Origin of the sequence: Pseudomonas sp. MM227 (assembly GCF_947090715.1) — a bacterium.
Taxonomy (GTDB): domain Bacteria; phylum Pseudomonadota; class Gammaproteobacteria; order Pseudomonadales; family Pseudomonadaceae; genus Aquipseudomonas; species Aquipseudomonas baltica.
Genome location: NZ_OX352319.1, coordinates 3320038 through 3343212, shown reverse-complemented (window position 1 = coordinate 3343212; position 23175 = coordinate 3320038). Strand labels below are relative to the sequence as shown.

At 63.2% G+C, this 23175-nt stretch carries 20 protein-coding genes; 9 read left to right on the top strand and 11 right to left on the bottom strand.

What is annotated here, in order from left to right:
- Positions 1–8 precede the first annotated feature (8 nt).
- The 5 genes from dinG (at position 9) to ONG87_RS15080 (ending at position 5820) form a co-directional block, all read left to right on the top strand.
- Complete coding sequence (gene dinG, locus ONG87_RS15100) at positions 9–2153, top strand: ATP-dependent DNA helicase DinG (RefSeq protein WP_122476457.1); 2145 nt, start codon at positions 9–11, stop codon at positions 2151–2153.
- A gap of 111 nt (positions 2154–2264) precedes the next feature.
- The gene (locus ONG87_RS15095; RefSeq protein WP_264381560.1) at positions 2265–3410 is read left to right on the top strand and encodes a serine hydrolase domain-containing protein; all 1146 of its coding nucleotides are present in this window, start codon (positions 2265–2267) and stop codon (positions 3408–3410) included.
- Between the two features lie 124 nt (positions 3411–3534).
- Positions 3535–4515, top strand: a complete 981-nt coding sequence (locus tag ONG87_RS15090) for an OmpA family protein (protein ID WP_185794304.1) — start codon at positions 3535–3537, stop codon at positions 4513–4515.
- A gap of 16 nt (positions 4516–4531) precedes the next feature.
- Positions 4532–5179, top strand: coding sequence for a pyridoxamine 5'-phosphate oxidase (gene pdxH, locus ONG87_RS15085; RefSeq protein ID WP_264381559.1), 648 nt, complete (start codon positions 4532–4534; stop codon positions 5177–5179).
- A gap of 176 nt (positions 5180–5355) precedes the next feature.
- Positions 5356–5820 carry a glycine zipper 2TM domain-containing protein gene (locus ONG87_RS15080; RefSeq protein WP_043185261.1) on the top strand — a complete coding sequence of 155 codons (465 nt, stop codon included), beginning with the start codon at positions 5356–5358 and terminating at the stop codon, positions 5818–5820.
- Between the two features lie 106 nt (positions 5821–5926).
- Here ONG87_RS15080 and ONG87_RS15075 read toward each other — a convergent pair whose 3' ends face one another.
- From ONG87_RS15075 to ONG87_RS15045, 7 genes are all read right to left on the bottom strand, one after another.
- On the bottom strand, positions 5927–7537 hold the full coding sequence (locus ONG87_RS15075; protein WP_192052898.1) for an NAD(P)/FAD-dependent oxidoreductase: 1611 nt from the start codon (positions 7535–7537) through the stop codon (positions 5927–5929).
- A gap of 104 nt (positions 7538–7641) precedes the next feature.
- Positions 7642–8319, bottom strand: coding sequence for a hypothetical protein (locus ONG87_RS15070; protein ID WP_264381558.1), 678 nt, complete (start codon positions 8317–8319; stop codon positions 7642–7644).
- A 179-nt stretch (positions 8320–8498) separates the two neighbouring features.
- Positions 8499–9200, bottom strand: coding sequence for an ABC transporter ATP-binding protein (locus tag ONG87_RS15065; RefSeq protein WP_264381557.1), 702 nt, complete (start codon positions 9198–9200; stop codon positions 8499–8501).
- Positions 9201–9968 carry a high-affinity branched-chain amino acid ABC transporter ATP-binding protein LivG gene (livG, locus tag ONG87_RS15060; protein WP_049862198.1) on the bottom strand — a complete coding sequence of 256 codons (768 nt, stop codon included), beginning with the start codon at positions 9966–9968 and terminating at the stop codon, positions 9201–9203.
- Complete coding sequence (locus tag ONG87_RS15055) at positions 9965–11218, bottom strand: high-affinity branched-chain amino acid ABC transporter permease LivM (RefSeq protein WP_122476445.1); 1254 nt, start codon at positions 11216–11218, stop codon at positions 9965–9967. The genes livG and ONG87_RS15055 overlap by 4 nt, the downstream gene beginning before the upstream one ends.
- Positions 11215–12138: a high-affinity branched-chain amino acid ABC transporter permease LivH gene (gene livH, locus ONG87_RS15050; protein WP_122476443.1), complete on the bottom strand. Its 924-nt coding sequence runs from the start codon at positions 12136–12138 to the stop codon at positions 11215–11217. Before livH ends, ONG87_RS15055 begins: the two co-directional genes overlap by 4 nt.
- A gap of 209 nt (positions 12139–12347) precedes the next feature.
- Positions 12348–13463: a branched-chain amino acid ABC transporter substrate-binding protein gene (locus ONG87_RS15045; protein WP_122476442.1), complete on the bottom strand. Its 1116-nt coding sequence runs from the start codon at positions 13461–13463 to the stop codon at positions 12348–12350.
- 369 nt (positions 13464–13832) lie between these two features.
- Between ONG87_RS15045 and ONG87_RS15040 the strand changes: the two genes are divergently transcribed.
- A complete protein-coding gene (locus ONG87_RS15040) occupies positions 13833–14138 on the top strand; it encodes a DUF2288 domain-containing protein (RefSeq protein WP_264381556.1) in 306 nt (101 codons plus the stop codon).
- 177 nt (positions 14139–14315) lie between these two features.
- Here the strand turns inward: ONG87_RS15040 and rapA are convergent, their stop codons facing one another.
- Positions 14316–17162 carry an RNA polymerase-associated protein RapA gene (gene rapA / locus ONG87_RS15035; RefSeq protein ID WP_122476438.1) on the bottom strand — a complete coding sequence of 949 codons (2847 nt, stop codon included), beginning with the start codon at positions 17160–17162 and terminating at the stop codon, positions 14316–14318.
- Positions 17163–17363: 201 nt separating this feature from the next.
- Between rapA and apbC the strand changes: the two genes are divergently transcribed.
- Entirely contained in the window at positions 17364–18458 is a 1095-nt protein-coding gene (apbC, locus tag ONG87_RS15030; protein ID WP_122476437.1) for an iron-sulfur cluster carrier protein ApbC, read from the top strand.
- 128 nt (positions 18459–18586) lie between these two features.
- On the opposite strand, the gene ONG87_RS15025 is transcribed toward apbC, so the two are convergent.
- Positions 18587–18796, bottom strand: coding sequence for a cold-shock protein (locus ONG87_RS15025; RefSeq protein ID WP_049862192.1), 210 nt, complete (start codon positions 18794–18796; stop codon positions 18587–18589).
- A 324-nt stretch (positions 18797–19120) separates the two neighbouring features.
- Here ONG87_RS15025 and dcd point away from each other — a divergent pair, with 324 nt between their 5' ends.
- Together dcd and ONG87_RS15015 are read left to right on the top strand one after the other, a co-directional pair.
- Positions 19121–19687 (top strand): dCTP deaminase, encoded by a 567-nt coding sequence (gene dcd, locus ONG87_RS15020; protein WP_122476435.1) that lies wholly within the window; start codon positions 19121–19123, stop codon positions 19685–19687.
- Positions 19688–19824: 137 nt separating this feature from the next.
- The gene (locus tag ONG87_RS15015; protein ID WP_122476433.1) at positions 19825–20028 is read left to right on the top strand and encodes a hypothetical protein; all 204 of its coding nucleotides are present in this window, start codon (positions 19825–19827) and stop codon (positions 20026–20028) included.
- A gap of 3 nt (positions 20029–20031) precedes the next feature.
- Here the strand turns inward: ONG87_RS15015 and pdeM are convergent, their stop codons facing one another.
- The gene (pdeM, locus tag ONG87_RS15010; protein WP_264381555.1) at positions 20032–20688 is read right to left on the bottom strand and encodes a ligase-associated DNA damage response endonuclease PdeM; all 657 of its coding nucleotides are present in this window, start codon (positions 20686–20688) and stop codon (positions 20032–20034) included.
- Positions 20685–23156, bottom strand: a complete 2472-nt coding sequence (locus ONG87_RS15005; protein ID WP_264381554.1) for a ligase-associated DNA damage response DEXH box helicase — start codon at positions 23154–23156, stop codon at positions 20685–20687. Before ONG87_RS15005 ends, pdeM begins: the two co-directional genes overlap by 4 nt.
- Positions 23157–23175 lie beyond the last annotated feature (19 nt).

Genomic DNA, 23175 nt, shown 5'->3' with positions numbered 1-23175 from the left:
ACCAGCCGATGATCAGTAACGAACTCAAAACCACGATCCAGGGCGCCTACACGCGTTTTCTCGAAGCCAAGAGCCTCAAGCCGCGCTATGGCCAGCGCCTGATGATCGCCGAAATCGCCAAGGTATTGGGCGACATCGCGTGCGATGACGAAGGCCGGCGTACGGGCGATCCGGCGGTGGTGGCGGTGGAAGCGGGCACCGGCACCGGCAAGACGGTTGCCTACAGCCTGGCCGCGATTCCGGTGGCCAAGGCGGCCGGCAAGCGCCTGGTGATTGCCACGGCCACGGTCGCGCTGCAGGAACAGATCGTGTTCAAGGATCTGCCCGACCTGATGCGCAACAGCGGGCTGAACTTCACCTTCTCGCTGGCCAAGGGCCGCGGACGCTACCTGTGCCTGTCCAAACTCGACGTGCTGCTGCAGGAAGGACACGCGCAGAGCGCGACCGCGCAGCTGTTCGAAGAGGAAGGTTTCAAGATCGAGGTCGACGAGGCGAGCCAGAAACTGTTCACCAGCATGATCGAGAAACTGGCCGGCAACAAATGGGACGGTGACCGCGACAGCTGGCCGGTGGCCCTGGAAGATCAGCAATGGTCGCGCCTGACCACCGACCACAGCCAGTGCACCGGCCGCCATTGCCCTAACTTTGCCCAGTGCACCTTCTACAAGGCACGCGAAGGCATGGGCAAGGTCGATGTGATCGTCACCAACCATGACATGGTACTGGCCGACCTGGCGTTGGGCGGCGGGGCAGTGCTGCCCGACCCGCGCGACACGTTGTACGTATTCGACGAAGGCCATCACCTGCCTGACAAGGCGATCGGCCATTTCGCTCACTACAGCCGATTGCGCTCTACAGCCGACTGGCTGGAAACCACGGCCAAGAACCTGACCAAGCTGCTCGCCCAGCACCCGCTGCCGGGTGACCTGGGGCGCTTGATCGAGCAGGTGCCGGAGCTGGCCCGTGAGATCAAGACCCAGCAGCAGTTCATGTTCAGCGCCTGCGAGCAACTGGCGGACTTCAAGCCCGGCGAAGACATGGAAGGCCGTGAGCGCCCACGCCATCGCTTCGTCGGCGGGGTGGTGCCCGAGCATATGCGGGAAATGGGCATCGAGCTGAAGAAGGGCTTTTCCAAACTGACCGACCTGTTCACCCGCTTGAGCGAGTTGCTCAAGGAAGGCATGGACGGCGAGAAAAACGTGGGCATTGCCAGCCATCAGGCCGAGGAATGGTACCCGCTGTTCGGCAGCTTGCTGGCTCGCGCCCAGGGCAGTTGGGAATTGTGGACGGCGTTCACCGCCGAAGACCCAGAAGACAGTCCGCCCATGGCGCGCTGGCTGACCCTGGCCGATGGCGGTGCGCTGTACGATATCGAAGTCAATGCCAGCCCGATCCTGGCGGCTGAGATGCTGCGCCGCAACCTGTGGAACGTCGCCTACGGTGCCTTGGTGACATCGGCTACCCTGACCGCATTGGGCAAGTTCGACCGTTTCCGCATGCGCGCCGGGATTCCCAAAGCCTCGGTAACCGCCATCGTGCCCAGCCCCTTTCACCATGAACAGGCCGGGGTGCTGCGCGTACCCGACCTGCGAGCCGACCCCCGCGATGCGGCGGCGCACACCGCTGCGATCATCCGCGACCTGCCGGACCTGGTCGAAGGCTATCGTGGAACCCTGGTGCTGTTCTCCTCGCGCAAACAGATGCAGGACGTGTTCGACGGCCTGGACCGCGACTGGCGCAAGCAGGTGTTCATCCAGGGCAACCTGTCCAAGCAGGAAACCTTGAACAAGCACAAGGCGCGTGTCGATGGCGGGGACTCCAGCGTGCTGTTCGGTCTCGCCAGCTTCGCCGAAGGCGTCGACTTGCCCGGTGCCTATTGCGAGCATGTGATCATCGCCAAGATCCCCTTCGCAGTGCCTGACGATCCGGTGGAGGCGGCACTGGCCGAATGGATCGAGGCCCGCGGTGGCAACCCGTTCATGGAAATCGCCGTGCCCGATGCTTCGCTGCGCCTGATCCAGGCCTGCGGGCGATTGCTGCGTACCGAGCAGGATCGCGGCACCATCACGCTGCTCGATCGACGCCTGGTCACCCAGCGCTACGGCAAGGCCATCCTCAACGCATTGCCACCGTTCCGTCGGGAGATTTCCTGACGGCCCGCACGGCCCTGGTGCGACGATAATCGAGGGCAGGGCGGTTCACAAAGCGCTGAATCGCTGAAACAATGCGCTTCATTTTTCGCGGCGTGGTCGATGGGAGTCAGGGTGCAGATACAAGGTCACTTCGAGTTGCAGTTCGAAGCCGTGCGTGAAGCGTTCGCGGCATTGTTCGACAACCCTCAGGAGCGCGGCGCCGCGCTGTGCATCCAGGTGGGTGGCGAGACGGTCGTCGATCTCTGGGCCGGTACCGCCGACAAGGACGGTGCCCAGGCCTGGCACAGCGACACCATCCTCAACCTGTTCTCCTGCACCAAGACCTTCACCGCCGTGACTGCCCTGCAGTTGGTGGCCGAGGGCAAGCTGGCGCTGGACGCTCCGGTGGCCCGCTACTGGCCGGAATTCGCCGCCGCCGGCAAACAGTCGATCACCTTGCGCCATCTGCTCTGCCATCAGGCCGGCCTGCCGGCCTTGCGTGACATGCTGCCGCCCGAGGCGCTCTACGACTGGCCACGGATGACTGCCGCGCTGGCGGCGGAAACGCCATGGTGGCAACCAGGTACCGGGCATGGCTATGCGGCCATCACCTACGGCTGGCTGGTCGGCGAACTGCTGCGGCGGGCCGATAACCGCGGGCCGGGCGAGTCCATCGTGGCGCGGGTGGCCAAACCCCTGGGGCTGGATTTCCACGTCGGGCTGGCGGATGAGGAGTTCCACCGCGTCGCGCACATCGCCCGCGGCAAGGGCAATGTCGGCGACGAAGCGGCCCAGCGTCTGTTGCAGGTGACCATGCGCGAACCCGCGGCCATGGCCACGCGCGCCTTCACCAATCCGCCATCGGTGCTGACCAGTACCAACAAGCCGGAGTGGCGACGCATGCAACAGCCTGCGGCGAACGGCCATGGCAATGCCCGCAGCCTGGCTGGTTTCTACGCCGGTTTGCTCGACGGCAGCCTGCTCGAATCCGACATGCTTGCCGAGCTTACCCGGGAGCACAGCCTGGGCCTGGACAAGACGCTCATGACGCCCACGCGATTCGGCCTGGGCTGCATGCTCGACCAGCCACAGGTGGCCAACGCCACCTTCGGCCTGGGTGCGGGCGCCTTCGGTCACCCCGGGGCAGGGGGCTCGGTGGGCTTCGCCGATCCGGAACATGATGTTGCCTTTGGTTTTGCCGTGAACACCCTGGGCCCCTATATACTGATGGACCCGCGGGCACAGCACCTGGTGCGCGTTCTGCGCAGTTGTCTCTGAAGCGATTGATCACAAATCGACCAGCGGTCGCCCATTGGGCTATGACTGCTCTACTCTATCAATCAATAATTTAGGCCGGTTTGTTAAACCGGTTTGTATTTACCAACACCTTGTGGAATGCACCATGTCACCGAATAAATCCATCGCGTTTGCCTTGTGCCTGGCCGCTACCGGTTGTGCTCAAACTCCCCAGGATTCCTCGGCCCAGGGCGGGCATGCCTGGTGGCCATTTGGCCGTGACGCAGTCGCCAGCAAGGCGGCTGACAAGGAAGTCGAGCAGGCCATCACCGACAAGGTGGCCAAAGCCGATTCCAAGTCCGACAGCGAAAGCCGTTGGTGGTGGCCGTTCGGCGCCAGCAGCACCCCTGCCCAGGCCAAGGTTGCCGACGTGCCGAAGGTCGACCCCAAGGTCACCCAGGCCTGGCTCGACGCCTACGAGCCGAAGCTGCGCGAAGCCATCAAGGACAGCAAGTTCGAACTCGAGCGTCGCGAAGACCTGCTGGTGATCACCGCACCGGTCGACTCCTCGTTCAACCCCGACCGGCCTTCGATGCTGCTGCCGATCAGCCTCGGCCCGATCACCCGCGTGGCCAAGGCCATCGACGCCGATCACAAGACAGCCGTGCTGGTCCTGGGCCATGCCGACACCAGCGGCCCCGGGCCGCTGAACCAGAAACTGAGCCAGGAGCGTGCGCAGTCGATCGCCTCGATCTTCCGCCTCAGCGGTCTGCAGCGTGATCGCCTGATGCTGCGTGGCATGGGTTCGGTCATGCCCCGTGCCGCCAACGACAGTGTCGAAGGTCGTTCGCTCAATCGTCGCGTGGAAATTCTCCTGACCCCGCAGAACACCATGCTGGCCCTGCTGGCCAAGTACAACCAGCCGACTTTCACTGCCGCTGAAATGCTTGCCACCCAGGACGTCAAAGCCGTGCCTGCACCGGTTGCCAAACCTGCCGCCAAGGCGCCTGCCAAGGCTGCAACCGCGAAGAAAACCGCAGCCAAGCCAGCCGTGGCCAAGAAAGCCGCCCCGGCTGCCAAGAAAACCGAGGCCAAGAAAGCCGTCGCCAAGAAAGCCGTGAGCAACGACCAGGCCAAGGCGCACTGATGCAAGGATCGCTGCCATGACGCAAGCCCTGGCCGACATGCGCCGTAGTTACACCCGTGATGGGCTGGACGAGGCGCAGGCACCGTCCGAGCCCTTCGCGCTGTTTCGCCAGTGGTTCGGCGAGGCAGTCCAGACCGAGCAGGCGCCGGTGGAAGCCAACGCGATGACGCTGGCCACCGTCGATGCCGAAGGTCGTCCCCATTGTCGCGTGTTGCTGCTCAAGGGCCTGGATGATCAGGGTTTCACCTTCTTCAGCAACTACGACAGTGCCAAGGGCCAGCAGCTGGCAGATCGGCCGTTTGCGGCCATGACCTTCTTCTGGCCTACCCTCGAGCGACAAGTGCGAATAGAAGGGCGGGTGAGCAAGGTCAGCGTGGCCGAATCCGATGCCTACTATCGGGTCCGTCCCCTTGGCAGTCGCCTCGGTGCCTGGGCCTCGCCGCAGAGCCAGGTCATTGCCGATCGCAGCGAGCTGCAAGCGCTGCTGCAGGCAACCGAGCAGCGCTTCAGCGCTGCCGAGCCCGAGTGCCCCGCGCACTGGGGTGGTTATCGCTTGGTGGCTGATCGAATCGAGTTCTGGCAGGGGCGTCCCAGTCGCCTGCACGACCGCCTCAACTATCGCTTGCAAGCCGGTTCGTGGGTTCGCGAACGTCTGGCTCCCTGACCCTGCCTTGACCTTTTGCCACTGCCCGTTGTCCAGACGTTCAGTGGCTCGTCGAGCATCCAGGCCCGCGTCCGCGCCCTTTGACGCACCTTTGACGTAAATTTTTATAGACCGTGTCGTGACAGCCGTTGGCCTGCGGCGTCTAATGCACACATGTCCCATGGAGTCCTGCCAAAATGCGCAAGTCAGTTCTGCTAGTTGCCTGCTTCACCACGATGTCCCTGCTGCTGGGCGGATGTGCCTCCAACCTGTCGGGCGACTCCTACTCGCGCGACGAGGCGCGCCGTGTGCAAACCGTGCGCATGGGCACCATCGAGTCGCTGCGTCCGGTCAAGATCGAAGGCACCAAGACACCGATCGGCGGTGGCGCGGGTGCCGTGGTCGGTGGTGTTGCCGGCAGTGCAGTCGGTGGCGGTCGCGGCAGCATCGTCGCTGCCGTGATCGGCGCCGTGGCTGGCGGTCTGCTGGGCTCGGCCACCGAAGAAGGATTCACCCGCACACAGGGTGTGGAAATCACCGTGCGCGAGGACGACGGCAGCATGCGTGCCTACGTTCAGGCCGTACAGGAGAACGAAGTGTTCCGTGTCGGCGAGCGTGTACGCATCATGACGGTAGACGGCACCAGCCGCGTTTCGCACTAAGCGAACTCGTCGACGAAAAAACCGGCCTAGGCCGGTTTTTTTGCGCCCGCTTGAGGCGTGAGCGGCATGCGTTTTCCAGGCAATGCCAATACGCAGTGGCGAAGGGTCAGTGCAGACCCAGAATATCCCGCGCTACGGCTTCGGCGATACGTACGCCGTCCACGCCGGCGGAGAGGATCCCGCCCGCATAGCCCGCACCTTCACCGGCCGGGAACAGACCCTTGAGGTTCAGGCTCTGGTAGTCGGCACCACGGGTGATGCGCAGGGGCGAGGACGTGCGTGTCTCGATGCCGGTCAGCACGGCGTCATGCATCGAGAAGCCTTTGATCTGGCGTTCGAATGCCGGCAGGGCCTCGCGGATCGCTTCGATGGCGAAAGCCGGCAGCGACAGTGCCAGGTCGCCTAGCGTGACCCCCGGTTTGTACGAAGGCTCGACGCTGCCCAGTGCTGTGGAGGGCTTGCCGGCAACGAAGTCGCCCAGCAATTGCGCCGGCGCCTGATAGTTGCTGCCACCCAGCAGGTAAGCCGTGGACTCGAGCTGTTCCTGCAGTTCGATGCCGGCCAGCGGGCCGCCGGGATAGTCCTGTTCCGGGGTAATGCCGACGACGATGCCTGAGTTGGCATTGCGCTCGTTGCGCGAATACTGGCTCATGCCGTTGGTGACCACGCGACCCGGTTCGGACGTGGCCGCGACCACGGTACCGCCGGGGCACATGCAGAAGCTGTACACCGAGCGGCCATTCTTGGCGTGGTGGACCAGTTTGTAGTCAGCGGCACCCAGCTTCGGGTGGCCGGCGTACTTGCCCAGCCGGGCGCGGTCGATGATGCCCTGCGGGTGCTCCACGCGAAAACCGATGGAGAAGGGCTTGGCTTCCATGAACACATTGCGCGCGTGCAGCATGCGAAAGGTATCCCGGGCGCTGTGTCCCAGGGCCATGACCACATGGTTGGAGAGCAACTGCTCGCCGCTTTCCAGAACCACTCCCTGCAGCCGCTCGCCATCGACCAGCAGGTCGGTGACTTTCTGCTCGAAGCGGATCTCGCCGCCCAGCGCGATGATCTGCTGGCGCATGTTCTCGACCATGCCGGTCAGGCGGAACGTGCCGATGTGTGGCTTGCTGACGTAGAGGATTTCCTCGGGCGCTCCAGCCTTGACGAACTCGTGCAGAACCTTGCGCCCATGGTGCTGTGGGTCCTTGATCTGGCTGTAGAGCTTGCCATCGGAAAAGGTGCCGGCACCGCCCTCGCCGAATTGCACGTTGGACTCGGCGTTCAGCACGTTCTTGCGCCACAGGCCCCAGGTGTCCTTGGTGCGCTGGCGCACCTCCTTGCCACGCTCGAGCACGATGGGCTTGAAGCCCATCTGCGCCAGCAGCAGGGCGGCGAAGATCCCGCAGGGGCCGAAACCCACGACCAGAGGGCGCTGGGCATAGTCCCCTGGCGCATGCCCGACTACCTTGTAGCTGACATCCGGGGCCACGTTGACGTTGTGGTCATCGGCGAAGCGCTCGAGCACCGCGGCTTCGTCGCGCACTTGCAGATCGACGGTGTAGATGAACTGCAGTTCGCTGTTCTTCTTGCGCGCATCGTAGCTGCGTTTGAATAGAGTGAAGTCGAGCAGGTCGGCGTCGGCGATGCCCAGGCGCTGCACGATGGCAGGTTGCAGGGCGTCGTCGGAGTGGTCCAGGGGCAACTTGAGTTCGGTGATTCGTAGCATGACAGGTCCAAAAATCCGGGCGCGCCCCGGGGGCATAACAGAACCCGGCATTATAAACGCGATGCGCTGCCCGTCGTCAGGTAAAAAACGCTGGACGGTGCAGCTTACTGATTGCGTGCGCCGCCGAAGGTCGCGCAGCCACGCTGCACGTCGCCGTTGACGCGCAGTTCGGCAGCGAGGAATTGCACACCCTGATTGCGCGTATCGACGCAGCGTTGCGGTGCCACCCACAGCTCGATGCGCTGGCCGTTGGCCTCGGTGGACAGGTTGAAGCGGCCATCGCCGACCTGTTCCTCGACATAGGGCAGGGCCAAGGGAACCTGACCTTCGCGATCCACGATCATGCCCTGGCCGGTCACCCTGACCTGCCAGCGCGGGGACTCGCCAGCGGCACTCAGGCTGGACAGTTTGAAGTCCGGGTCCTTGCACGCGGCCAGCGAGCGATCGAGTCGATACAGCTGCTGCAGGCGCAGTTGGCCATCGGTGCTGCCGTTGGTGCTGGCGTCGAAACGTCCGCGCAGGTCGGCATACACCACAGGGCGATTGCCGGCCAGTTGCGAGGCCTCCTGCAATACGCCGGTGCCGTTGCTGTCGGTTACCGCATAGCGGCGCGGGTCACCACAGGGCTGAAAGAACAGCCGGCCGTTGTCGCCCTGCAGGGCGCCTTGCATGCGGGTCAGGCCTGCAGTGGAAGGGGCATCCGCAGCGCGGTTGAAGATGGACTGGCAGCTGGCGAGCAGTGGCAGCAGGGCGAGCATGGCGAGGGAGCGGGGCAGGTGCATCGTGGGTCTCCTGAACGATGAGGAGCACGGTAGCACAGGGCCCGTGAAAAGCGTGTTCGCAGGAATTGTGTGTGGGCAATGTTGGCCTCTTCGCGGGCAGAGCCCGCTCCCACAAGTGATTGTGTGTGGGAGCGGGCTCTGCCCGCGAAAGGGTTGCTAGGGTATGCCTGGCGGCCCGCTCAACCGCCCAGGTAGGCCTCGCGCACCTTGGGGTCGGTGAGCAGGGTTTCGCCGCTGCCTTGCATGACAACCCGACCGTTTTCCAGCACGTAGGCACGGTCGGCGATCTTCAGGGCCTGGTTGGCGTTCTGTTCGACCAGGAACACCGTGACCCCATCACGGCGCAACTGCTCGATGATGTCGAAGATCTGCTGGATTATGATCGGTGCCAGCCCCAGGGAGGGTTCATCGAGCAACAGCAGCTTGGGCTTGCTCATCAGCGCGCGGCCGATGGCGAGCATCTGCTGTTCACCGCCCGACATGGTGCCCCCGCGCTGGCTGAAGCGTTCCCTGAGCCGCGGGAACAAGGCCAGGACCTTGTCCATCTGCTCCTCGTAGTCGCCCTTGTCGGTGAAGAACCCACCCATGGCCAGGTTTTCCTCGACGGTCAGGCGCGCGAACACCCGGCGGCCTTCGGGCACCACGGCGATGCTCTTGCGCATGATCTCCGCTGACTCCTTACCCACCAGCTCCTCGCCCATGTAGCGAATGCTCCCCGAGTGCGCCCGCGGCGCGCCGCACAAGGTCATCAGCAGGGTTGACTTGCCCGCGCCGTTGGCCCCGATGAGGGTGACGATCTCGCCTTGGCGAACCTCCACATTGACCCCGTGCAGCGCCTGGATCTTGCCGTAGAAGGTAGAAACGTTTTCGAACTGCAGCATTTACGCTTCCCCCAGGTAGGCTTTGATGACGTCAGGATTGTCGCGGATCTGCTCCGGCGTACCATCGGCCAGGGGCGTGCCCTGGTTGATCACGACGATGTGGTCGGAAATGCTCATGACCAGTTTCATGTCGTGCTCGATCAGCAGCACGGTTGCGTTGTGCTCTTCACGCAGCACCCCGATCAGCGCCTTGAGGTCGTCGGTTTCGCGCGGGTTGAGACCGGCCGCCGGTTCGTCGAGCATCAGCATGCGCGGCCGAGTCATCATGCAGCGGGCAATCTCCAGGCGGCGCTGCTGCCCGTAGGCGAGCGTCCCTGCGGTGCGGTTGGCGAACTCCTTGAGGTTGACCTTTTCCAGCCAGTACTCGGCGTACTCCATGGCATCCCTTTCGCTCTTGCGAAAGTTGGGCGTCTTGAACAGGCCGGCGAAAAAATTGGTGTTCAAGTGCCGATGCTGGGCGATCAGCAGGTTTTCCAGTGCGGTCATTTCCTTGAACAGCCGCACGTTCTGGAAGGTGCGCACCACGCCCTTGCGAGCGATCTGATGGCCAGGCAGGCCCTGGATCGGCTGGCCATCGAGCAGGATGGTCCCGCCGCTGGGCTTGTAGAAGCCGGTCAGGCAGTTGAACACCGTGGTCTTGCCGGCGCCGTTGGGGCCGATGAGGGCCACCACCTGCTTTTCCTTCACGCTCAGGGCCACGCCGTTGACCGCCAGCAGGCCGCCGAAGCGCATGCTCAGGTCGGTGACTTGCAGAATGTTCTGGCTCATTTGCGCAGCTCCAGGTGGGGACGCTGCATCGGAAGCAAGCCTTGCGGACGCCAGATCATCATCAGCACCATCAGGGCGCCGAACATCAACATGCGGTAGTCACTGAACTCACGCATCAATTCAGGCAGCAGGATCATCACGATGGCGGCAAGGATCACCCCCAGTTGCGAGCCCATGCCCCCCAGCACAACGATGGCAAGAATGATCGCCGACTCGATGAAGGTGAACGATTCCGGGGTGACCAGGCCTTGCCGTGCCGCGAAGAAACTGCCGGCGAAGCCTGCGAATGCCGCACCCAAAGTGAACGCGGAGAGCTTGATCACGGTCGGGTTGAGGCCCAGCGCGCGGCAGGCGATCTCGTCCTCGCGCAGCGCTTCCCAGGCTCGTCCGATGGGCATGCGCAGCAAGCGGTTGATGACGAACAGCGCCGCCAGGGCCATCAGCAGAGCGATCAGGTAGAGAAAGATGACCTTGCCGATCGGGCTGTATTCCAGGCCGAAGAACTGGTAGAAGGTCTGGCTGCCCTCGGCGGCGCGGCGCTCGAACGAGAGGCCGAAGAACGTCGGCTTTTCGATGTTGCTGATGCCGTTCGGGCCGCCGGTGATGTCGGTGAGGTTGCGCAGGAATATCCGGATGATTTCCCCGAAGCCCAGGGTCACGATGGCCAGGTAATCACCACGCAGGCGCAGCACCGGGAAGCCCAGGAGGAAACCGAACGTGGCCGCCAGCAGACCGGCCAGTGGCAGGCACTCCCAGAAGCTCAGGCCGAAATAATGCGAGAGCAGGGCATAGCCGTAGGCGCCGACTGCATAGAAACCCACGTAACCCAGGTCGAGCAGGCCAGCCAGGCCGACCACGATGTTCAGGCCCAGGCCGAGCATCACGTAGATCAGGATCAGGGTTGCGATGTCAACCGCGCCACGCGAACCGAAGAACGGCCAGATGAACGCCAGCACCACCAGGGCCAGGATGAACCAGCGCTGAGTGCTGGGCAGGGTGAGGAAGTTCGAGGCCTTGGCCGGTATCAGCGGCCTGCTCGAATCGCGGCGCAGGCCACCGATGCGCTCGGCGAACAGCACCCGCAGGAACATCAGCAGCGAACAGCCGGCAATGGTCAGCAGGGTGCCGGTGCTGGCGTTCTGCACAACCAGGGTAACGCCGGAGAAGGCCAGTTTCAGGCCCAGTACCGGATAGGCCACGGCCCATACCAATGCCGCGCTGAAAAGCGCGGATCTAAGAGACTTGCTCATACTTTCTCAACCTCCGGACGGCCCAGGATGCCGGTCGGACGGAATAATAGAACCAGGACCAGCAGGCCGAACGACACGACGTCCTTGTACTGGTCACCAAAGATATCCGCGCCGAACGCTTCGGCTACGCCCAGCACCAGGCCACCCAGCATGGCGCCTGGAATGCTGCCGATACCGCCCAGCACCGCTGCGGTGAAGGCCTTGAGCCCGACCAGGAAGCCGGCGCTGGGGTTGATCACGCCATACTGCATGCTCAACAGCACGGCCGCGACTGCGGCCAGTGCCGCGCCTATCACGAAGGTGAGGGCGATGATCGCGTTGGTGTTGATGCCCAGCAGGTTGGCCATTTTCATGTCCTCGGCGCAGGCGCGGCAGGCGCGACCCATGCGTGAGCGGGAAATGAACAGCGTCAGGCCGTACATCGCGCCCAGCGTGACCAGGAATACCAGAATCTGCATGTAGGAAATCTGTACTTCCTCGGCACCACCGGGGCCGAAGGTCAGGCTGCCGGGGAGCAGATTGGGAATGGCGAAGTTGCCGGAACCCTGGGACAGCTGCACCGAATTCTGCAGGAAGATCGACATGCCGATCGCCGAGATCAGCGGGATCAACCGGTTGCTGTTGCGCAGCGGTCGATAGGCGACACGTTCGATGCTGTAGCCATAGGCACTGGTGACCAGGATGGCGGCGGCGAAACCGGCGATCATCAGTACCGGAAGACTGTGGATGCCCAGCATGGCCAGGCCAGCCAGAACGATGAAGGTGACATACGAACCGATCATGTACACCTCGCCATGGGCGAAGTTGATCATGCCGATGATGCCGTACACCATCGTGTAGCCGATGGCGATCAATGCATAGGTGCTGCCGATGGTCAGGCCATTCACCAACTGCTGCATGTAATGGAATAATTCAGGCATTTACCGCGCTCCTAAAAACCTGTTCGCATTTCTCCAGCCATGTCCCGAGCGCTCTCCTTGGCGCAGTGTTGCCGGGCAGGGCAGGTGAACCGCTGGTCACGGTTTCAAGATTTTCAGGGGGCCGGCCGGTAGTTCGCACCGGCCGTACCCGTCACTCGTAAAACAAAGCCCACTGCGATGCAGTGGGCTTTGTGGGGGTGTTGCCAGGCTTACTGGGCGGCTTCGGTCTTGGGTTTGCCGAAATGCCACTCGTAGACCACGAACTGGAAGTTCTTCAGGTCGCCCTTGGCGTCATAGCTCAGATCGCCCATGGGCGTCTTGAAGGTACCGGCGTGGATGGCCTCGGCCACTTTGTCGGTGTCTTCGCTCTTGGCGGCGGTGATGCCGTCGGCAATCACTTGCACGGCCGAGTACGACGGGTAGACGAACGGACCGCTCGGGTCTTGCTTCTTGTCCTGGAATGCCTTGGTCAGCGCGATGTTTTCAGGATCCTTGTCGAAAGACTTGGGCAAGGTCACCAGCAGGCCTTCGGAGGCTTCGCCTGCGATCTGCGAGATGGAATCGTTGCCCACGCCTTCAGGGCCCATGAACTTGGCGTTCAGGCCTTTCTCCTTGGACTGGCGCAGGATCTGGCCCAGCTCGGGGTGGTAGCCGCCGTAGTAGACGAAGTCGACGTTGGCCTGCTTGAGCTTGGCGATCAGCGATGAAAAATCCTTGTCGCCGGCGTTGATGCCTTCGAACACGGCGACTTTCACGCCCTTGCCTTCAAGCGTGGTCTTGACCGCCGTGGCAATACCTTCGCCGTACTGCTGCTTGTCGTGGACGACGGCAACGATCTTGGGTTTGACCACATCGGCGATGTAGTTGCCGGCGGCAGGGCCCTGGGCGCTGTCCAGGCCGATAGTACGGAATACCAGCTTTTTGCCCTTGGCGGTGATATCGGGGCTGGTGGCCGCCGGGGTCACCATGATGATGCCTTCGTCTTCGTAGACATCGGATGCCGGCTGGGCGGAACTGGAGCACAGGTGACCAACGACGAACTTGACGCCGTCATTGACCACCTTGTTGGCCACCGCAACGGCCTGCTTGGGATCGCAGGCGTCGTCGTATTCGACGGCTACGAGCTGCTTGCCGTCAACGCCGCCCTTGGCGTTGATCTGCTCGATAGCCATCTTCGCGCCGTTGAACTGCATGACGCCGTATTCGGCAACCGGGCCGGTCTTGGGCCCGGCGATGCCGATCTTGATGGTGTCGGCTGCCATCGAGTGGCTGGCGACGCCGGCCAGAACCAGAGCGGCAAACAGTTTGGAAATCTGCTTATTCATTAGTGCTCCATTTTTGCGTTGTAGTTTTTATAGTCCTGGCCGAACAGGCGGCGGACCGAATCTGGGCCACACTCACCGCTTTACCCCCTCGGCGAGCCATGGCAGACGACATCCGAATCTGCACCCGACAACTGTACCGGTACAGTGTAGAGCGCCGGTTTGCCGGTTGGAAAGCTGGCGTTTGCAGCGAAAGCGATCGGTTGTCGCTAAATCGACATAAAGTTATAGATTCAAGTACATGCTGGCGTCCGGCCAGACAAATAAAGCCGGTTTGTCGGGGCAAAACTCGAACCTATATATTGCAACCGGGTTTTTCCAGACAACTCGGACCGCTATCATGGCGCCGATTTTTTCCTGACGGTGAAACCCATGACTGAAGACGCTAGCACCCTCTATGCCAAATTGCTTGGCGAGACCGCAATTATCGACTGGCAGGCATTGCAGCCCTTCTTCGCCAAGGGTGCCCTGTTGTGGGTCGAGCCTGGCCTGGATTTGATCACCGTAGGGCAGGCGTTGGCCGAAGACAAGCACGCTGAGGTCGCCCAATGGCTGGCCGATGGAAAGGTCGAGAAGCTGTCTGCGCCGCGGGCCTTGGATTTTTGCGAACGCGATCCGGTGCTGTGGGCGGTGGTGGTGTCACCGTGGGTGGTGATCCAGGAAAGGGTAGGGGAATAATGCATGCACCACGGCGGTGCGTGGTCGAGGTCAAACGCGCCGGTCTTCGCAACTGCTGATCGTGGTCATCGGCAACCACCCGCGTGCCAGCGAACGCTGGCGACACGGCCAGTAACAGTCGGGGTGATTCCGTAACGCCCTCCCGCGCAGGCTCACGCCCGCGCGGGAAGGCAGCGGTCAGCCGGCTACCAGCACGCGAATAGCTTCCAGGCGCAGGGCAGCCTTGTCGAGCATGGCCAGGCCGTCTTCACGCTGTTTGCGCAGGGCAACCAGTTCGCTGTCCCGGACGGTCGGATTGACCGCCTGCAACGCCGTCAAGCGTGCCAGTTCCTCTTCCGTTTCGGCAGCCAGGCGGTGCTGCGCCTGTGCGACGCGTTCGGCATGCCGCGGCGCGATCTTGCTTTCGCCGGCGGTGATGCGCGGTGCGAGCACATCGCGCTGCGCCTGGATGAACTTGTTGGCGCTGGCCTTGGGGACGCTTTCGAGCTGATCGTTGAGGGTTTCGAACGACACTCGCGATGCCAGGTCGTTGCCATTGGTGTCGAGCAGGCAGCGCAGCGCAGCAGGCGGCAAGTAGCGGCCCAGCTGCAGCGAGCGCGGCGCGACCACTTCGCTGACGTAAAGCAGTTCCAGCAGCACGGTGCCTGGCTTGAGCGCCTTGTTCTTGATCAGCGCCACGGCGGTGTTGCCCATCGAGCCCGCCAGTACCAGGTCCATGCCGCCCTGCACCATGGGGTGCTCCCAGGTGATGAACTGCATGTCCTCGCGCGACAATGCCTGCTCGCGGTCGTAGGTGATGGTCACGCCTTCGTCGTCGCCGAGCGGAAAGCTGGCATCGAGCATCTTCTCGCTGGGGCGCAGGATCAACGCGTTGTCGGAATGGTCTTCGCTGTCGATGCCGAAGGCATCGAAGAGGGTTTCCATGTAGATCGGCAGGGCGAATTGATCGTCCTGCTCTTCGATGGCAGCCACCAGAGCCTGGCCTTCGCCGTCGCCGCCGGAGTTGAGCTCCAGCAGCCGGTCGCGCCCGGTGTGCAGCTCGCTTTCCAGCGACTCACGACGGCTGCGCGCCTCGTCGATCAGCGCTTGCCATTCGCCGTCGTCGGCGTTTTCCAGCATCGGCAGCAGGCGCGGACCGAACTGGTGCTGCAACGCGTTACCCGTAGGACAGGTGTTGAGAAAGGCGTTGAGCGCGCTGTGGTACCACTGGAACAGGCGTTCCTGCGGGCTGTTTTCCAGGTACGGCACATGCAGCTCGATGATGTGTTTCTGGCCGATTCGGTCGAGGCGGCCGATGCGCTGCTCGAGCAGGTCGGGGTGCGCAGGCAGGTCGAACAGCACCAGATGGTGGGCGAACTGGAAGTTGCGGCCCTCGCTGCCGATTTCCGAACAGATCAGCACCTGCGCGCCGAATTCTTCATCGGCGAAATAGGCCGCTGCGCGGTCCCGCTCCAGAATGCTCATGCCTTCGTGGAACACCGTGGCCAGGGTGCCGGAGCGCACGCGCAGGGCGTCTTCCAGGTCCATCGCGGTTTCGGCGTGAGCGCAGATGACCAGCACCTTGGTGCGCTTGAGCATCTTGAGCGTGTCGATCAGCCATTCCACTCGCGGATCGAAGCGCCACCAGCGTTCGGCGTCGCTGTCCTCGGCCTGGGCCTGGAAGCCGACTTCCGGGTACAACTCGGCGTGTTCGCCCAGCGGCAGCTCCAGGTAGGCGTCCGGGCACGGCAGTGGGTAGGGGTGCAGCTTGCGTTCGGGGAAGCCCTGCACGGCGGCGCGGGTGTTGCGGAACAATACGCGCCCGGTGCCGTGGCGATCGAGCAGTTCGCGGATCAGCCGTGGGCCGGCTTCCTCGTCGCCCGCATTGACCGCGGCGACCAGTGTGTCGCCCTGGGCGCCAAGCAGCCCATGGATAGTCTGTTGCGCGGTGCTCGACAAGCTGCCCTTGTCGAGCAGTTCCTGCACGGCTTCGGCGACCGGACGATAGTTTTCGCTTTCGGCACGAAAGGCCGCCAGGTCATGGAAGCGGTTCGGATCGAGCAGGCGCAGGCGTGCGAAGTGGCTGTCCTGGCCCAGTTGCTCCGGGGTAGCGGTGAGCAGCAGAACGCCGGGGATGACTTCGGCCAGTTGCTCGACCAGCGAGTACTGCGGGCTGGCCTTCTCCTCGTGCCACACCAGGTGATGGGCCTCGTCGACCACCAGCAGGTCCCAGCCGGCGGCGAACAACGCATCCTGGGCCTTTTCATCTTCGGTCAGCCATTCCAGCGAGACCAGCGCCAGTTGCGCGTCCTCGAAGGGGTTGCTGGCATCGCTTTCGATGAAGCGCTCGGCATCGAACAGGGCCACCTGCAGGTTGAAGCGCCGGCGCATTTCCACCAGCCATTGGTGCTGCAGGTTTTCCGGGACCAGGATCAGCACGCGGCTGGCTCGCCCGGACAGCAGCTGGCGATGAATCACCAGGCCGGCTTCGATGGTCTTGCCCAGGCCCACTTCGTCGGCCAGCAATACGCGCGGGGCGATGCGGTCGGCGACTTCGCGGGCAATGTGCAGCTGGTGCGCGATGGGTTGCGCACGCACGCCGCCCAGGCCCCAGAGCGAGGACTGCAACTGCTTGCTGGTATGTTCCAGGGTGTTGTAGCGCAGCGAAAACCACGGCAGCGGGTCGATCTGGCCGGCGAACAGGCGGTCGCTGGCCAGGCGGAACTGGATGAAATTGGACAGCTGGGTTTCAGGCAGTGTGCGTTGCTCGTTCTGCGCATTGAGGCCGTGGTAGACCAACAGGCCGTCGGCATCGTCGACCTCGCGGACGGTCAGTTTCCAGCCTTCGAAGTGGGTGATCACATCGCCTGGAGAAAAGCGCACGCGCGTCAACGGAGCATTGCGCAATGCGTACTGGCGGGTTTCGCCGGTGGCCGGGTAGAGCACGGTGAGCAAGCGACCGTCCTGGGCCAGGACGGTGCCCAGGCCGAGTTCCGCTTCGCTGTCGCTGATCCAGCGTTGCCCCGGTTGATACTGCTGCGCCATGCTGCCTGTCTCCCGCTTTTGAAAAGGCGCTGATTCTAACGGATTGGGGGGCGCAGGGCCAAAGGTATGCTGAATAATCTGGGCGCCGCGCGCCGATGCCGCAGACCGGCCCCGGCGGGCACGCAAATCCAATCTGCCGGTGTCCGGGCAGACGCGTTAGGATAGCCGCCTGTTTTGCTCAGTCTTTGATCGGGAGTAGCCATGAGCACCGTGAATCGCGCAGCGGTGGAAGCCGTCCTTCGCCAGTACACCGACCCCTATATGAACCAGGACCCGGTCAGTGCCGGGTGCGTGCAGGCCATCGATATCGATGGCGCGCAGGTGCAGGTGCGCTTGCAGCTGGGGTATGCCGCCGGCCTGTTCAAGAATGGCTGGGCCCAGGTACTGCAGACGGCCATCGAAAACCTGGACGGGGTCGACCGCGCTCGCGTGCAGATCGATTGCGTGGTGCAGGCGCACAAGGCGCAGGCGCAGATTCCCGGGCTGGCCAACGTCAAGAACGTGGTGGCCGTGGCATCGGGCAAGGGGGGAGTCGGCAAGTCGACCACGGCCGCCAACCTGGCCCTGGCCCTGGCCCGCGAAGGCGCCCGGGTGGGCATCCTCGATGCCGACATCTATGGCCCCAGCCAAGGCGTGATGTTCGGCATCGCCGAGGGCACTCGGCCCAAGGTCAAGGACCAGAAATGGTTCGTGCCCATTCAGGCGCATGGCGTGGAGGTGATGTCGATGGCCTTTCTCACCGACGACAACACCCCCATGGTCTGGCGTGGTCCGATGGTGTCGGGCGCGCTGTTGCAATTGGTCACCCAGACTGCCTGGGACGACCTCGACTACCTGGTCATCGACATGCCGCCGGGTACTGGCGACATTCAGCTGACCCTGGCGCAGAAGGTGCCGGTGGCGGGTGCGGTGATCGTCACCACGCCTCAGGACCTGGCGCTGCTGGACGCCCGCAAGGGTGTCGAGATGTTCCGCAAGGTGCACATTCCCGTGCTCGGTGTGGTCGAGAACATGGCCGTGCACATCTGCTCCAACTGCGGTCATGCCGAACATCTCTTCGGCGAAGGCGGCGGCGAGAAGCTGGCATCGCAATACGGCGTGGAGCTGCTGGCGTCGCTGCCATTGTCGATGCTGATTCGCGAACAGGCCGACGGTGGCAAACCGACGGCGGCGGCCGAGCCGGAGAGCCAGATCGCCATGGTCTACCAGGAGCTGGCGCGGCATGTCGGTGCGCGGATCGTGTTGCAGGAAGCCAGTGCGCAGGCAATGCCCAGCATTACCGTCAGCGACGACTGAACTGCCCAGCCCCGTGAGTGACGGCGCGCATGGCGCCCGCCGTCACCTGTAGCTGAAAAGATCAAATTGCGGGCATAAAAAAACCCCGCCGGTGAGGGCGGGGTTCTTCAGAAGCTGTTCAGCTCAAGTTATACGACTTGAACTTCTTCAGCTTGCATGCCTTTCTGACCGCGGGTAGCGATGAAAGAGACCTGCTGGCCTTCTTTCAGGCTTTTGAAGCCGTCAGCCTGAATGGCTTTGAAGTGTACGAACAGGTCGTCACCGGATTGTGGAGTGATGAAGCCGAAGCCTTTTTCATCGTTGAACCACTTGACGGTACCGGTTTGGCGATTGGACATGGTGTATCTCCTTGAACAAAGTTAACTGCGGTTCGGGAAAAGCCCTGGCCGAGACTGAGTGCAAAGAGCAGGAAAATTCATGAAGATGTTGGACATCGGGTAGAGATTCTCAGTGACACAAGCAACACAGTGGCGCCACCTTAACCCTTTTTCAGGAACGTGCCAATGGTCTTTGCAGGGTTTCTTGCAAATAGTGCTCGGCGGCCATGCGCAGCCTGGTGGCAGGTTCGCCGCGCCATGGGCGAGGCAGTCTTTGAACCGCAGCGCGAGGCCCGGTAAGATGCGCTTCGGACTTTATTCACCTCGTTATTCAGGACACCCGCCATGAGCATCAAATCGGACAAGTGGATTCGCCGCATGGCGCAGGAACACGGCATGATCGAACCCTACGTCGAGCGTCAGGTGCGCGGCGAAGGCGCCCAGCGGGTGATTTCCTTCGGGGTGTCCAGCTACGGCTACGACGTGCGCTGCGCCGACGAATTCAAGGTGTTCACCAACATCAACTCGGCCACGGTAGATCCGAAGAACTTCGACGAAAAGAGCTTCGTCGACATCAAGAGCGACGTCTGCATCATCCCACCCAACTCCTTTGCCCTGGCGCGCACGGTCGAGTACTTCCGCATTCCACGCAACGTGCTGACCATCTGCCTGGGCAAGAGCACCTACGCGCGCTGCGGCATCATCGTCAACGTCACGCCGCTGGAGCCGGAATGGGAAGGGCATGTGACCCTGGAGTTCTCCAATACCACCACGCTGCCGGCCAAGATCTATGCGAACGAAGGGGTGGCGCAGATGCTGTTCCTGGAGTCCGACGAAGAATGCGAGGTGTCCTACAAGGATCGTGGCGGGAAATATCAGGGCCAGCGCGGCGTGACCCTGCCACGCACCTGATTCCGGCAGACAGGTGGGCAGACAGGTGGGCAGACAGGTGAAAGCCATCGAGGCGAACTAGTTATCATTTTACTACTCCATATGAGTGACTTGCCCGGTTTACCCACCGTATTCCGGGCCATTGCTCAGGAGTGTCTATGAAAATCGACCCGACTATCAGTGCTCAACTGGCTCAGCTGCAGCCCAACCAGATTGGCCTACTCGCCTGGTCGCTTCTGGCCGATTCCTACGGCCATATGGCTGGCGGCGTACCTGGCCAACCCGATCCTGATACCCCGCAACCACCGGAGCCAGGCAGCCCGACCATTCCGGACGAGCCGCCCCCCGCGCCGGTGGTCTGACGCTCAAGCGACCCGCCAGACGCCGCCGTCGCCGACCACGTACACACGCTGGTCGGCGGCGCTGTCCATGTTGTAGCCACCGGTGAAAGCGCCAAATGCCGGCAGCAGGCTGACCTTGCCTCTGAGCAGGTAGCACGGCAGGCGCAGGCTTTGGCGGCCACGTCCGTGCAGCCGATAGACCGGGTGAATGTGTCCGGCCAGGACATGCAGTTCTGGGTGTGGATCGGGTTCGTGCTGCAATGCGAACGGGCCCATTTCCAGAGGTTCGGTGACCACTTCGAAACGCAGTTCCGCCGGCGGGTCGCCCGCGCGTTTGTCATGGTTGCCCCGAATCAGGGTAATGCGCAAATCTGCGACATCCGTTCGCCATGCTGCCAAGGCATCCAGCGTTCCAGTCGAATGCGATCCCGGTGCATGTAGAAAGTCGCCGAGGAATATCAGGTGTTCGGTGGGATACTTCTCCAGGATTCGGTCAATCACTTGAAGGTTGCTGGCCGTGGTGCCATGAGGCACCGGCTGGCCCAGCTTGCGGTAGGCCGCTGCCTTGCCAAAGTGCGCATCGGCTATCAACAGGGCCTTGTGCTCGGGCCAGTAGACCGCTTTCTCGGCCAGCAGCCATAGCTCGGCGCCTGCCAGTTGTACGTTGCAATACTCACTCATCCTGCGGCTTTCTCCAGGTCGCCGACCATGCGACGTATGCGGTCGGCGAGCTTCTCCGAACTCAGGCTTTCACGGAAACGCTCGACCAGCAGCGGAAAGCCCAGCGGCGTCGGACGCTTGACCGCGTGCATATCCAGACGCCGACTGGCGATCTGTTGCAGTACATGCTCCAGCCGCTGCACTTCCAGCTCCTGCTTCAAGACTTCTTCCTGCGCCTGGGTCAGCAGCAGGTTGCCGGCGTCGTACTGCTTGAATACCTGAAAGAACAGGCCGCTGGAAGCCTGAACCTGGCGGGTGCTTTTCTGCGAGCCAGGGTAACCGCCGAACACCAGGCCGGAGATCCGCGCAATCTCGCGAAAGCGCCGCAGCGCCAGTTCGCCAGCGTTCAGGCTGGCCAGTACATCGCTCAACAGGTTGTGCGCGCTGAGCAATTCAGGGTCCAGTTGGGCCGCCCAGTCCACCTCGGTGGCACTGAGCAGTTCCAGCCCATAGTCGTTCACCGCGATGGAGAATGTCAGGGGCTGGCGCTGCGCCAGGCGCCAGGCCAGCAGGCTGCCCAGGCCCAGATGCACCTGGCGACCGCCGAAGGGGTAGATGAACAGGTGCCAGCCTTCGCGCGACTTCAGCGTTTCCGCCAGTAACGTGGTTTCGCTGGGTAGCGCCGACCACTGTTGCTGTACTTCCAGCAGCGGGCGCACGGCACGCATCTCGGGGCTGTCGTACTCACCGCGGGCGGCGGCGCCCAGCTTCGCCACCAGGGCGTCGGCCAGCTCGCCGGACAGCGGCATGCGCCCGCCATTCCAGCGCGGCACGGCGGCTTTCTTGGCGGTGCTGCGCTTGACGTAGGCGGTCATGTCCTCGACCCGCACCAGCTCCAGTTGGCGCCCGGCGAACAGAAAGCCGTCACCCGGTTTGAGACGGGCGATGAACCCCTCTTCGACACTGCCCAGCGAGCGACCGCCACCGCCCTTGCTCCAGTACTTCAACTGCAGGCTGGCATCGCTGACGATGGTGCCGATGCCCATGCGATGACGACGCGCCAGGCGTGCGTCGGGGACGCGCCACAGGCCATGCTCGTCAGGCTCGACTCGACGGTAATCGGGGTAGGCAGTGAGGGAGTGGCCGCCATAGCGCACGAACGCCAGGGCCCACTGCCATTCATCCTCGGTCAGGTTGCGGTAAGCCCAGGTGGTACGCACTTCGACCAGCAATGCGTCGGGCAGGAAACCGCCGCCCAGCGCCATGCTCACCAGGTGCTGGACCAACACATCCAATGGCTTGTCGGGTGATTCGCGTGGCTCGATGCGTCGCTGCGCGACGGCATCGTGGGCTGCCGCAGCTTCGACCAGTTCCATGCTGTGGGTCGGTACCAGGGTGACCCGCGATGCCCGACCCGGTGCATGGCCGGAGCGACCGGCACGCTGCATCAAGCGCGCGATACCCTTCGCCGAGCCGATTTGCAGCACCCGTTCCACCGGCAGGAAGTCCACCCCCAAATCCAGGCTCGACGTACACACCACCGCCTTGAGCTGGCCTTGCTTGAGGGCCCGTTCGACCCACTCGCGCACTTCCCGCGACAGCGAGCTGTGATGCAGGGCGATGATGCCCGCCCAGTCCGGGCGCGCATCGAGGATGGCCTGGAACCAGATTTCGGACTGTGCACGGGTGTTGGTGAATATCAGGCAACTGTTGCTGCTTTCGACCTCGGCGACCACCTGGTCGAGCATGCGCAGACCCATGTGCCCACCCCAGGGAAACCGTTCGATGGCCGCCGGCAACAGCGTGTCGACCTCGATCGTCTTGGCCTGCGCGCCTTGCACGCTGACACTCGGCTGGCCGGGTAGCAGCACTTCCTGTGCATGCGCCTGGTTACCCAGGGTGGCGGAGATGCCCCAGACGATGAGCTGCGGGTTCCACTGCCGCAACCGCGCCAATGCCAGCTGCAACTGCACGCCGCGTTTGTTGCCGATCAGCTCGTGCCACTCATCGACGACGACCATGGCGACGCTGCTCAACTCCTCGCAAGCCTTGTCGCGGGCCAGCAGCAGCGTCAGGCTTTCCGGGGTGGTTACCAGCGCCGAGGGCAGGCGGCGCGTCTGCTTGGCGCGATCACTGCTGCTGGTGTCGCCAGTGCGCAGGCCCAGGCTCCAGCCGATCTGCAACTCATCCACCGGTATCTGCAGGGCGCGCAGGGTATCGGCGGCCAGCGCGCGCATGGGCGTGATCCATAGCACGGTCAGCGGCGCCATGACCGGCTTGCGCTTGCCCTTGGGAATGACGGGCCCGGCCTTGGCGAAGCGTTGCAGGGCGGCGAACCAGACGGCGTAGGTCTTGCCCGCGCCAGTGCTCGCGTGGAGCATGCCCGATTCGCCGCGTTTGACGGCGGCCCAGACATCCTTCTGGAACGCGAAGGGCTTCCATTGACGGCTGGCGAACCAGTGTTTGGCAAAAGCGCTGGAGGTCGGCATGCCGTGACGGAGCGTCCTT

Coding starts and splice junctions, on each gene's coding strand:
- dinG (WP_122476457.1), top strand. CDS start 9: ATGATCAGTAACGAACTCAAAACCACGATCCAGGGCGCCTACACGCGT.
- ONG87_RS15090 (WP_185794304.1), top strand. CDS start 3,535: ATGTCACCGAATAAATCCATCGCGTTTGCCTTGTGCCTGGCCGCTACC.
- pdxH (WP_264381559.1), top strand. CDS start 4,532: ATGACGCAAGCCCTGGCCGACATGCGCCGTAGTTACACCCGTGATGGG.
- ONG87_RS15080 (WP_043185261.1), top strand. CDS start 5,356: ATGCGCAAGTCAGTTCTGCTAGTTGCCTGCTTCACCACGATGTCCCTG.
- ONG87_RS15075 (WP_192052898.1), bottom strand. CDS start 7,537: ATGCTACGAATCACCGAACTCAAGTTGCCCCTGGACCACTCCGACGAC.
- ONG87_RS15070 (WP_264381558.1), bottom strand. CDS start 8,319: ATGCACCTGCCCCGCTCCCTCGCCATGCTCGCCCTGCTGCCACTGCTC.
- ONG87_RS15065 (WP_264381557.1), bottom strand. CDS start 9,200: ATGCTGCAGTTCGAAAACGTTTCTACCTTCTACGGCAAGATCCAGGCG.
- livG (WP_049862198.1), bottom strand. CDS start 9,968: ATGAGCCAGAACATTCTGCAAGTCACCGACCTGAGCATGCGCTTCGGC.
- ONG87_RS15055 (WP_122476445.1), bottom strand. CDS start 11,218: ATGAGCAAGTCTCTTAGATCCGCGCTTTTCAGCGCGGCATTGGTATGG.
- livH (WP_122476443.1), bottom strand. CDS start 12,138: ATGCCTGAATTATTCCATTACATGCAGCAGTTGGTGAATGGCCTGACC.
- ONG87_RS15045 (WP_122476442.1), bottom strand. CDS start 13,463: ATGAATAAGCAGATTTCCAAACTGTTTGCCGCTCTGGTTCTGGCCGGC.
- ONG87_RS15040 (WP_264381556.1), top strand. CDS start 13,833: ATGACTGAAGACGCTAGCACCCTCTATGCCAAATTGCTTGGCGAGACC.
- rapA (WP_122476438.1), bottom strand. CDS start 17,162: ATGGCGCAGCAGTATCAACCGGGGCAACGCTGGATCAGCGACAGCGAA.
- apbC (WP_122476437.1), top strand. CDS start 17,364: ATGAGCACCGTGAATCGCGCAGCGGTGGAAGCCGTCCTTCGCCAGTAC.
- ONG87_RS15025 (WP_049862192.1), bottom strand. CDS start 18,796: ATGTCCAATCGCCAAACCGGTACCGTCAAGTGGTTCAACGATGAAAAA.
- dcd (WP_122476435.1), top strand. CDS start 19,121: ATGAGCATCAAATCGGACAAGTGGATTCGCCGCATGGCGCAGGAACAC.
- ONG87_RS15015 (WP_122476433.1), top strand. CDS start 19,825: ATGAAAATCGACCCGACTATCAGTGCTCAACTGGCTCAGCTGCAGCCC.
- pdeM (WP_264381555.1), bottom strand. CDS start 20,688: ATGAGTGAGTATTGCAACGTACAACTGGCAGGCGCCGAGCTATGGCTG.
- ONG87_RS15005 (WP_264381554.1), bottom strand. CDS start 23,156: ATGCCGACCTCCAGCGCTTTTGCCAAACACTGGTTCGCCAGCCGTCAA.